This window comes from Parafrankia sp. BMG5.11 (assembly GCF_004337455.1).
The window spans coordinates 42027-51366 of record NZ_SJXI01000046.1 but is presented as its reverse complement, the minus strand read 5'-3'; the positions used below and the strand labels follow the sequence as shown (position 1 = coordinate 51366).

Annotated in this window: 13 protein-coding genes; 6 read left to right on the top strand and 7 right to left on the bottom strand. The window is 59.2% G+C overall.

What is annotated here, in order from left to right; genetic code table 11:
* Positions 1 to 740 (top strand): DDE-type integrase/transposase/recombinase (locus E0504_RS29395; RefSeq protein ID WP_131626185.1); only part of this gene is annotated, 740 nt, incomplete at its 5' end.
* A 72-nt stretch (positions 741 to 812) separates the two neighbouring features.
* Here the strand turns inward: E0504_RS29395 and E0504_RS29390 are convergent.
* Positions 813 to 1250 carry an NUDIX domain-containing protein gene (locus E0504_RS29390; RefSeq protein ID WP_131626184.1) on the bottom strand — a complete coding sequence of 146 codons (438 nt, stop codon included), beginning with the start codon at positions 1248 to 1250 and terminating at the stop codon, positions 813 to 815.
* 164 nt (positions 1251 to 1414) lie between these two features.
* On the opposite strand from E0504_RS29390, the gene E0504_RS29385 reads away from it, so the two are divergent.
* A complete protein-coding gene (locus E0504_RS29385; RefSeq protein WP_131626183.1) occupies positions 1415 to 2098 on the top strand; it encodes a hypothetical protein in 684 nt (227 codons plus the stop codon).
* 461 nt (positions 2099 to 2559) lie between these two features.
* On the opposite strand, the gene E0504_RS29380 is transcribed toward E0504_RS29385, so the two are convergent.
* The 6 genes from E0504_RS29380 to E0504_RS29355 form a co-directional block, all read right to left on the bottom strand.
* Positions 2560 to 3642 (bottom strand): hypothetical protein, encoded by a 1083-nt coding sequence (locus tag E0504_RS29380; RefSeq protein WP_131626182.1) that lies wholly within the window; start codon positions 3640 to 3642, stop codon positions 2560 to 2562.
* Between the two features lie 30 nt (positions 3643 to 3672).
* A complete protein-coding gene (locus E0504_RS29375; protein WP_131626181.1) occupies positions 3673 to 4158 on the bottom strand; it encodes a hypothetical protein in 486 nt (161 codons plus the stop codon).
* On the bottom strand, positions 4155 to 4964 hold the full coding sequence (locus E0504_RS29370; RefSeq protein WP_131626180.1) for a hypothetical protein: 810 nt from the start codon (positions 4962 to 4964) through the stop codon (positions 4155 to 4157). The genes E0504_RS29375 and E0504_RS29370 overlap by 4 nt, the downstream gene beginning before the upstream one ends.
* 3 nt (positions 4965 to 4967) lie before the next feature.
* On the bottom strand, positions 4968 to 5570 hold the full coding sequence (locus tag E0504_RS29365; RefSeq protein WP_131626179.1) for an OmpA family protein: 603 nt from the start codon (positions 5568 to 5570) through the stop codon (positions 4968 to 4970).
* Between the two features lie 282 nt (positions 5571 to 5852).
* The gene (locus E0504_RS29360) at positions 5853 to 6623 is read right to left on the bottom strand and encodes a hypothetical protein (protein ID WP_131626178.1); all 771 of its coding nucleotides are present in this window, start codon (positions 6621 to 6623) and stop codon (positions 5853 to 5855) included.
* 330 nt (positions 6624 to 6953) lie between these two features.
* A complete protein-coding gene (locus E0504_RS29355; protein WP_131626177.1) occupies positions 6954 to 7772 on the bottom strand; it encodes a hypothetical protein in 819 nt (272 codons plus the stop codon).
* A 118-nt stretch (positions 7773 to 7890) separates the two neighbouring features.
* Here E0504_RS29355 and E0504_RS29350 point away from each other — a divergent pair, with 118 nt between their 5' ends.
* From E0504_RS29350 to E0504_RS29335, 4 genes are read left to right on the top strand one after another with little or no spacing between them, the layout of a single operon-like run.
* On the top strand, positions 7891 to 8181 hold the full coding sequence (locus tag E0504_RS29350; RefSeq protein ID WP_131626176.1) for a hypothetical protein: 291 nt from the start codon (positions 7891 to 7893) through the stop codon (positions 8179 to 8181).
* Positions 8181 to 8387: a hypothetical protein gene (locus tag E0504_RS29345; RefSeq protein WP_131626175.1), complete on the top strand. Its 207-nt coding sequence runs from the start codon at positions 8181 to 8183 to the stop codon at positions 8385 to 8387. The genes E0504_RS29350 and E0504_RS29345 overlap by 1 nt, the downstream gene beginning before the upstream one ends.
* Complete coding sequence (locus tag E0504_RS29340) at positions 8375 to 8611, top strand: hypothetical protein (protein ID WP_131626174.1); 237 nt, start codon at positions 8375 to 8377, stop codon at positions 8609 to 8611. The genes E0504_RS29345 and E0504_RS29340 overlap by 13 nt, the downstream gene beginning before the upstream one ends.
* Positions 8589 to 9281 carry an MT-A70 family methyltransferase gene (locus tag E0504_RS29335; protein WP_131626173.1) on the top strand — a complete coding sequence of 231 codons (693 nt, stop codon included), beginning with the start codon at positions 8589 to 8591 and terminating at the stop codon, positions 9279 to 9281. Before E0504_RS29340 ends, E0504_RS29335 begins: the two co-directional genes overlap by 23 nt.
* The last annotated feature ends 59 nt before the right edge of the window (positions 9282 to 9340 follow it).

The window sequence follows — 9340 nt, the reverse complement described above, 5'->3', positions numbered from 1 at the left end:
TGCGTGCCCGGCACCAGACCGTCGAGCGGCGTGCGCAGGCCACCCACCCCGCCCGGAAGAAACCGGAACTACTCGCGACCAGACCCAACGAAATATGGAGCTGGGATATCACGAAGCTAACCGGACCCGTCCGCGGTGTGTACTTCGATCTGTACGTCATCCTCGACATATTCTCCCGCAAAGCCGTCCACTTCGAGGTTCATCCCACCGAGACCGGTGAACTCGCAAAAGCCTTCATCGAGCACGCAGTCGCCGTGAACGGCGACGTCCAACCGAACGCCGTCCACGCCGACCGCGGAACCTCGATGACCTCCCAGCCGGTAGCCGCCCTCCTGGCTTACCTGAACATCGACCAGAGCCATTCCCGCCCACACGTCTCCAATGACAACCCCTACAGCGAAGCGAACTTCAAGACACTCAAATACTGCCCCGCTTTCCCGGGACGTTTCGGTTCTCTCCAGGACGCCCGCGTCTTCTGCGACGTCTTCTTCAGCTACTACTACAACAACGACCACCGGCATTCAGGCGTCGCTCTACACACCCCAGCCAGCGTCCATGACGGCACCGCCCACGAGATCCAGACCCGACGCGCCCAGGTCCTCGACGCCGCCTACCTCGCCAACCCCGAGCGGTTCCACCACCGACCAACTCCGCCTGCGCTACCGACCAATGCGTGGATCAACCAGCCCCCAGCGATCATCGAGACCGAGGAGACGCTACACACGAACGAAGCCGCCTGATGTCTCACCATGTTTGACAGGCTCCGAGGTAGCTGAAGCAGGCCACCGGGCCGGGATGATCCTCGGCCACTGCTACCAGCCGTAGGTCGAGAACGGCTGGCCGGCGGCGATGTGCTCCAGGGCGGTACGGCAGTATGCGATCAGGTGGTCAGGCAGGGCGTCCGGGGGGAACCAGGCCAGCTCCCTGCACTTCTCAGGCTCGCGGTTCTCCGGTTCGCCGTCCCACTCGCGGACTGTGAAGAAGAAGGCTGCCCGGCCACCGCTGGATGAGTTATGCATGATATGCGCGAACTCGACGGCTTCCGGCTTGATCGTGACGCCGATCTCTTCCTTGGCCTCACGGATGAGGGCTGCGACCACCGACTCGTCGGCTTCGAGGTGGCCGGACGGGAGGTGGTAGGCCCCGTCTTCGTAGCCGGTGTTCTGGCGGCAGCCGAAGAGGACTCGCCCGTCAGCCAGTAGAAGGAGGTGGACGTCGGTGGTGAGCTGGTGGCGGTGGGAGGCGGTCACAGGCCGACGTTAGCTGACCAATGGGACCATGGGCATACGGAGGACGCATTGACACTCGCACTGGATGTTGCGTGCCAGCATCTTGGGCACTAATTGCTACTCTTATCAATATAAAGTCCGACATGGATCTTCACATTATTCGAGTAATGCAATAAAATGAAGCCATGAAACTAAAGTCGGTATATCCTAAAAATGTAAGCGCCAGACGCTACCGTGCAGGTATTGAAGCCTTGCAAGTTGAACTTAAAGCGGCTGGATACGGCATCTCGGTGAACTCCGAAGAATTGCCACATAGCATCCTACCCGGCACGCTAATAAAACCACATGATGATCAGTCGCGCCTACGTTTGCGGCTAGTTTATTCGGAAGGGGAGATAGTCCTTGTGCTCGTCTGCGACGGCTACTTGGAGGACTCCGAGGAGCGTATTCTGGCATTGCCGTTCCTTGCCGCTGAAGAAAAATCCGATGTAACGGAATTGGCTATCGACTACGTTCGATGGATCGCGACAGGCGGATTAGGGATTATTCTTAGTGACCCCGGCGGTGGTCGACCCAACGTCGAATTGGCGCTCTGGAATAGCGTTAAAAACGCTTATGATGCCTACCCCCTCCAGGGCGACAATTCATACCCGCCGGAGGACGCCTATGCGGAGCTATTCCTTATTAGCCGCCCGAACGAACAGAAACCACCATCAGGCGAGCCGCTCAAGGTTGGAGATGCTGGAACGGGCGGCAGTTATCCTGCCCCAGTCCCCAGTCGGACTGTTAGCGTTCCTGATCGGGGCTGGGATGTTGAAGTACCAAAATACAGGTTCCAGATGCCCGAATTCCGTTACGAAAAAGGATGAGCCCAGATCTAATGGCTACTTCCCGTAGTCACGGAGGTACCTTCCTCTCCAACTCCCTCGCTTAACAGCGCGAAGAACTGAATATCTTGCAGGAATATCCTTCGATACTGGATGCTTCACTCGGAATTCTTTTTCCGTGGCACCCTGATGTAGGTCGGGAGTAAAGTGGGAATAGAACTGCTTTCCGCCTGCTACTCGCATCATGCGGTTGGTCAGACCTGCCCGAAAAGCGTCGTGATAGATCTTCGGTAGACCAGGCTTCATAGTGAATAGTTCACGCTCAAGCCTCCGTTTACCAGTCTTCTTATTGCGGATCGCCCGTATCACGAGCCGTTCCGTGAAGCGCCCATCTACGTATGTATCCGTTACGAAATTTTCTCCCTTTCGAAACGTTTTGTACGTCGCTCTCCTTCCGAAACCTTTGTCTGGAGCGCGCTGAAACTGCGGTATATCACTGCCCACTAAAGGCCTCCGTTCCCGCCGACCGACCCCTGCTCGGGAAGATGGATATGGCCATTTGAACTTGCTCCCAAGGTTGGATCTGGATCGCGAGAGTGGTCTACTGGGCCGACACGCGACTCTGCGGCTGCCTGCAAGCCGAGTCCCATATCCGCCTGTTCCGTCGCGAGAATCGATCGCTCGACCACGTACTTATGTTTGATCCGGGATATCGCCCTGTCGATCTTCTCCTGCAGTACGGCAAGGTTCTCCGACTCCTTGGCAAGCTTCCGCTCCAGCAACCATTCCAACAGAGAGCGACGTGGCTCAGCCCGATCCATTGGGTCATGGATGAATGCCTCGACCACAACGACCACGACGGGAACCAGTGACAGCAGGAGCGAAATCGACCAGTTCTCGTCGGAACCGACAAGACGGACCAGCAACCCGAAGACGAAAAGCACCGTGAACCCGAACAGGGCGAGCCCTAGCATAATAGGACTTGATTCCGTGCAGACCAGCCGCTCACGGCAGTCGTCTTCAATCTTGATGGATCCGTCGTCGATTTCCTGAAGAAGCTTCCGTTGTGCCCTACCCAGAACCAGGGCCTTTATCTCATGCGCTAGGACTAGCCCGGTAAGAAAGACAATGGTTCCTACCCCGCCACCAACCCACCATTCCGGACTGAAGTCCTCCACGTCGGTAAGGTACGCATAGGCTTGAGCGAAGACGTAGAAGTCAACGGTCGCGAGCAGGAGCAGGATAACGACCCGCAATGGCAAAGACAGGTGAATTAGTGGAATTCTCTCTTGAATTCCGACCTGCCGCCAACGTGCGGCCTGGTCGACCCGGCTTGACGAGCGAGCGGACTTGCCCTTGCGGCGTTCGTGTGCCATTTCCAGAGCTCGTTGAATCCGCTTAATCTTCTGGCGCGGCTTTCGAGTAACTTCAATGCCAGCAGCGTGTGCAGTCTCTAGCTCCTGCTGTTCTAGCGCGTCGAGAGTCTCTCGCCGTGCCTCGGGACCAGCAAGCCCGACGTCGACATCACCGATACCATAGATCAGGCTCTTTGCAATCTCGCCTGGGCGAGAACCACCTCGTGCCATGTCTCAGCGCTTCTTTCGTTTCGATGGGTACTAGTCGATCGGCCGCGCGTAGCTACCGCTCACAAAACACAGCAGCGCACAGATCAGGATGAGGATCGAAGCTATTATGCTTTGCTCGACGTCCTCTCCGCCAACAGCAGCGAACACAATCGCTGCCGCGATAGCAAGCGCACCGAGCTTCGCACCCCAGGACGCAATAGAGAAGCGCCGCTGTATAGTCTCGCGCGGCGGCTGGCTTCTGAGAACCTCAACTTTGTCCCTCGCGCCCGCCCGTCCCTGAATCCCGTTGCGCCGCCGCCAGTCACGCAACCCGAACGTGTTGCCCGCGATGAAGGCGCTCAAGGTGCAGATGATAATCGCGCCCGTAAGGGAGGCGCAGATTGCGCTGGAATCGATCGTCAACCAGATCCAAATCTCCAGAAGAACGTCCATCAGGAAGCACGCGAGAACAATGTACTGAGACCTGATTCTCGCAATCTGCGAATGTTCTTCTTCAGTCTCGTGAAGCTTCTTCATTTATCAACCTCCGGCTTCTCACAGTTTCCCCACCGGGCGCAGAGGCTTTCCGCCAGCTGGTTGGCTAGGATTATTTGCTGGCTGTTCTCGGCTCCATCTCCCACCCCGGCCAAGCGGACGTGGTCCGCAGCGAGCTGGTCTATATAACCGTCATGGAAGCATCGCTCGACAAGGGCCGCCGCTGTAGCCATTCCCGCTTCTTGGCCGTCGATGTTCAGACAGTCCGGCTGCCCAGCATCACTCTTTCCGAGTAGGTTACTGTATAGAATCACAGTGACCTCACCCAGGTGGTTGGATGCCGCCGCGCGTGCCTCGTCGATGTACTGCTTGAGTTCCGCGATTAGAAAAGTCGCAGTCCCGGTGTCGCTTACTTGCTGGGAACGAACAAATTCCGCAGCTTCCTTGGTAAGTACATCGGTAGCCTTCGAGCGCTCGCTTTCTTCTCGTCGCTCATTCTTCTTGTCTATAAGGAACGGGCCACCAGCCGGTCCAGTGAAACAGTCGGATGAGATCGTGCCGAGTCCGTCGCCTCCATGGGCAATGACTTTGATATAAGCTCCGCGAGTAAGGGCATCGCCAATCACGGGAGTGAGCGTCTGCGCTATTTCATCTGCGGTACTTGAATCATTGGTGTGAAGATCAAGACCAATAACTGTCAAGGGATACGCAGATCCGGAATCGCCGATGCCTGACTCTTGGCGATACTGCGAGCAGTCCGCCGTTTCTGATTTGCCACATGCAGCTCCTGAGACGGCCACCGCGACCGATAGCGCTAGAGCCGAGCATGAGGCTCTTCTCAACTTCATTGCCTATGGCTCCAAAATGATTAGCACTCGCCGCCGGGTGTCGTCCGCAACGTTATCGGCGGCGCCTTCCTCTCCCAGTCCTTCCGAGACGATCTCTTGCCGAGCGCCTTTCTCTATCAGCCAGGAACGAACGCTTTGAGCCCGCGCGGCCGAGAGGAACTTGTTATATTCCGCTGAGCCGATCCCGTCGGTGTACCCTTTGATCCGAACCACGCCTTCGTGCGCCAATACTGTAGGTAGTAGGCGACTGAGTTCACCACGCGTTTCAGGCCTCAAGTCGGCACTGTCGAAGGCAAAGAAGTAGTCACCGGCGAGGCATCCAACCAAGCTACCGTCCGGCTGGCGGGTGAAATCGCAGATCGGTGATAGCTTCGGCGGTTGCACATTCGGCAGCTCTCGTGCGGCTACAGCTGGCAGATCGCGAGGCTCCTCGCCACAGGATGTGGTCAGGCCGGGCAACGTGAGGACGATAAACGTAGCGCATAAGCGAAACGCAAGCCTGCCCCAGACTCCCTCAGCACGGTCAGCTTTCGGATTGCGTCCGCCCACACCGATCGAACATTCGTCGTCACCGTGCACGGTCAATCTGGCCACCGGAAAATCCATCTCTCCTTGGGCTCCAAGTAGGCATGACGTACTCCGGCGGGCACAGGGCCGAGGTGAGAAGACAGTACATGCACCACGTCGCACTTAGGTCGCAGATACCGTCGGGTGAGCGTTGACTACTTTCGGTTACGTCCGTCAGTAGTCGATTCACATCCGCATGGCTTGTCAAGGCTGCTGACGTCCGAGCTCGGCACTACTCGTGCTTCACACACCATCGGACTCGGCCATGTAAGCCAGCGATGCTGGTTACAGTTCCAGCCGTAGCGCCCGACGCGGCAGATCTCAGTATTCCCAGCGAAAGCCGACGACCGTCTGCTCAATGAATGACACATAGCGTCTGGCAATCAAGCTGCCGTCGAGCTGCACTGGATCCTCATCCACAGGGCCGCCGTCGTAGTGATCTTCCCATACCGACCACCATATCCGTCGGGGAGCGAGCTCTGGTTGAAAGCAAACCGCTATGTCAATGTTTTCCGACCGGGCGCGCGCCGGACGACGTATTTCAAGTCGCCGATCCGCCTCTGCGTAAAATGCTGAATACTCAAAGGAGTAGCTCTGCCCGCGACTCAAGCTGTACCCGAAATCGATATCGTGAGCACATAGGCCATTGCTGTACTCGTATCTTCTTCCAAGCTGCCCGCCGCGAATCACCTGAATATCGACCACGGTTGGCTCATGATTAAATAGATAGCGGTCGACGTTATTTTCAAGCGCAAGAATAGTATGCATCGTCCGGCGCTCAACGAGATACCCCCGGGCGTCAATGTGGTAGCGCTCAAAGAGGCTCAGCGTCCTATGCCATTGCCTCCTCGCCATTGACCGCGGTTGTCGTACGGTACTCGATATGCCATTGATCTCGGCCGAAGTTCCCGCAAACATCGCCCGAAGATGGTCTGCATCGCCTTCGTCCATGTTGAAAGCTTCGATGAACCAATCGAGCGTTTCGGCAACGAGAGTACGCCCTGTGAGTGCACGGCTCACCTTGTCTTTTAGCTGGCGCTCTTCGTCAACTTCTTCACGGAGCCCCGCATCAATAAGATGTTTATGTATCACCCGGGCGACCGCCGCCTGATTCAGGTTCTCAGTACGGTCACGTTCGATCTCACGCCGCCAAAGACGACGGTACGGCTGGCGCGTCTCTAGCAGTTCACGTAGGAGGCTCGCCGTCCTGGCGGTCTCACTTCGAGGCGGTGCCATTCTTCTGCGGTTGGCCGATGTCTTTGCCTCGGCTCAGTCGACGGTCACGGTAGGCCGATTGCCGACGGCCAATGGGCCCCACGCCGCGAAGATTCCCATACTCAAGCGAGCTTCTATCTGCCAGGCCAACATGCTGCCACCCGACCCTTCCCCCCGATAGCTCCGGACACAATTCTAGCACAAAGGTCATTCAGCACCTAGAGGCAGTCTATTATCTGCGTCATCTATTACAGTATTTTTCGCCCCATCCCGCCACCATATTGCATACAGTAAATCGGTTCTCGGTTGCAGGAACCTACAGGTTGCCGTATTCCCGTTGAGGTTTAATACATACCGCTCGTGCCCGAACGCCAGCTTCATGATGTTGTCGGTGTACGTGCCCCAGATTGTGGCCGGATGGGGCTCTGAAAGGAACGCCACAGCCAGAGTGAGGCTCGCTGGCCGCCAGTCCCGCGGATAACTGTAGATCAGGCAGGGCATCGACGGCTCGGTAGATGGGTTGTCGATGTCTAGGCTGGAGCGCTCCGTAATGCCGTCCTTCGTGCCCTCCAGCGGTTCCTGAATCAGGCTCGCGCCCTTGATCCGTTGGCCTTCAACGGCGGCCACTACGTAGAGATGGCCGTTGAAGCTGTCCGAGAGCAAGTGTCCACGCAGCTCCGCCACCGCCCGGTCCGACCAGCGGCTGAGCGTCTTGACGTCGCGCCCGATGGCCCCGGCGTAGGCGCTGCGGCGATCACCGAGCCACTCGCGTTCGCGGACTACCGGCATTCTTCCCACCAGCTCCTCGAAGCCGAGGCCAAAGTCGACCTTGAGAGCGCGGGCGCGTTCGGAGTCACCCATGGCCGTCACAGCAGCGGCAAGGCGCTGGAGGCCTACTTCCGGATCTGCCGTGCCCAGCGCCGACATGACTGCGCCGCTCTGAGCCAGACGGTCGGCGGTCAGGCCGGCTCCTTCGCGCAGCTTGCGGAGCTGTTGGAGAACCAGGTCATCGGCTTGCTTGTCCACTGCGCTGTCCAGAAGTTGGGGGCCGGATCGCCTAGCACGAAGCTCGGACTGTGACCAAGAGTAGTGGCCATCTACTCGGCGCGCCCGCTCCGGCGGGTGCTAGTGAAAGGAGTACGACGTGCCAGGTGAACTGAGCCGCCGTGACAGCAGCTACGGGCGGCCCGTCTCCCGCTCCACCGTGCGAGCGGTCACGCAGATCAGCGACACAGTGAACGTCAGCCGGGCGGTGATCCGGGCCAAGGCCCGGGTGGGTGAGAGCGCCATGTACGACGTGGCCTTCCTGAAGGACACCCAGCGCCAGCTGGAGCAGGCCAACCCCGACCTCGCCGAGGCGTTGGCGCTCATCGCCAACACGACGGTGGCGGCCATCGCGCGGAGCGTGCTCGACTTCGGAAGCGGGCTCGACTGATGACCGTCGCACTGGTACTCGCCCTGCTACTCGCGGTGCTGCTGCTCGGCATCCTCTGGCGGCGGGTGTCGGACTTGCAGCGCCGGGATGCGCTGCGCTTCCTCCGCGACCAGGAGTCCGAGGTCAGGCGGACTATCCGCGCCCAGCGGCTCGATGCCGAAGCGCAGATGCGCCGTCTGGCGGACCGTAGGCCATGGCGGCCGTGAGCACGTACTCCCACGACCAGGTGGTTGTCCGGGTACCACTGGACGCCCTGCGCTCGGAAACCATCTCAGTCCTGACCGGCTACTTCCAGGATCTCTTCATGACCTGCTACGGCGAAGAGAAGAAGCAGCGGAAAGTAGCGGCCGCCCGGCTGGGCGAGGCGCTGGCCAACGCGGACATTCTGCCGCTGGTAGCCGAGAACCATGAGGACTACCGGCCGGAGTAGTCCAGCCGCCCAGTCCCACGGTTCAATTTTCCTCATAAATTCCCTGTCCATCTGGTGGCAGGCTGGCGGTAGCCATGCCTGCCACCAGGCGAAAGGAGCTTTACATCTTGCATCTTCCCGTGCCGGAAGGACCGGCACGCTGATCACTGAAGTACCTACGGCCGGTGACGGGCGCTACGCCACCATCCTGGCCGACCCACCGTGGAACATCCAGCAGAAAGGTGGCCGCAGCGCGGAACGGCACTACCCGCTCATGGGCTTGGAGGCCATCACGGCCCTGCGGGTCGACCGCCTGGCGGCTGAGAACAGCCACTGCTGGTTGTGGGTCACTAATGCCAGCGTGCACGCCGGTGAGGAAGTCCTCGCCGCCTGGGGCTTCACCTACCGGTCGATCCTGACCTGGATCAAACCCCGGCTGGGGCTGGGCAATTACCTGCGGAATCAGGGCGAGCACATTTTGCTCGGTACGCGAGGGCGTGCCCCGGTTCAGTCCCGGGGACAGGGCAGCTGGTTCTATGCGCCACAGCAAGATCACAGCCACAAGCCCGAGGAACAGTTCGCGATCATCGAACGCTGCTCGCCGGGGCCGTATCTGGAGCTGTTCGCCCGGCGGAAGCGTCCCGGCTGGCATGCCTGGGGCAACGAGGTCGACTGCGACGTGGCCCTCTGAGCAGAAAGCGGGCCGGGCCCGCGTACCAGCGCATCCGCGTACGTGGCCACCAACGGGCG

Bases quoted from the DNA above. Each gene is read 5' to 3' on its own strand.
- E0504_RS29385 (WP_131626183.1), top strand. From the start codon at position 1,415: ATGAAACTAAAGTCGGTATATCCTAAAAATGTAAGCGCCAGACGCTAC.
- E0504_RS29380 (WP_131626182.1), bottom strand. From the start codon at position 3,642: ATGGCACGAGGTGGTTCTCGCCCAGGCGAGATTGCAAAGAGCCTGATC.
- E0504_RS29375 (WP_131626181.1), bottom strand. From the start codon at position 4,158: ATGAAGAAGCTTCACGAGACTGAAGAAGAACATTCGCAGATTGCGAGA.
- E0504_RS29370 (WP_131626180.1), bottom strand. From the start codon at position 4,964: ATGAAGTTGAGAAGAGCCTCATGCTCGGCTCTAGCGCTATCGGTCGCG.
- E0504_RS29365 (WP_131626179.1), bottom strand. From the start codon at position 5,570: ATGGATTTTCCGGTGGCCAGATTGACCGTGCACGGTGACGACGAATGT.
- E0504_RS29345 (WP_131626175.1), top strand. From the start codon at position 8,181: ATGACCGTCGCACTGGTACTCGCCCTGCTACTCGCGGTGCTGCTGCTC.
- E0504_RS29340 (WP_131626174.1), top strand. From the start codon at position 8,375: ATGGCGGCCGTGAGCACGTACTCCCACGACCAGGTGGTTGTCCGGGTA.
- E0504_RS29335 (WP_131626173.1), top strand. From the start codon at position 8,589: ATGAGGACTACCGGCCGGAGTAGTCCAGCCGCCCAGTCCCACGGTTCA.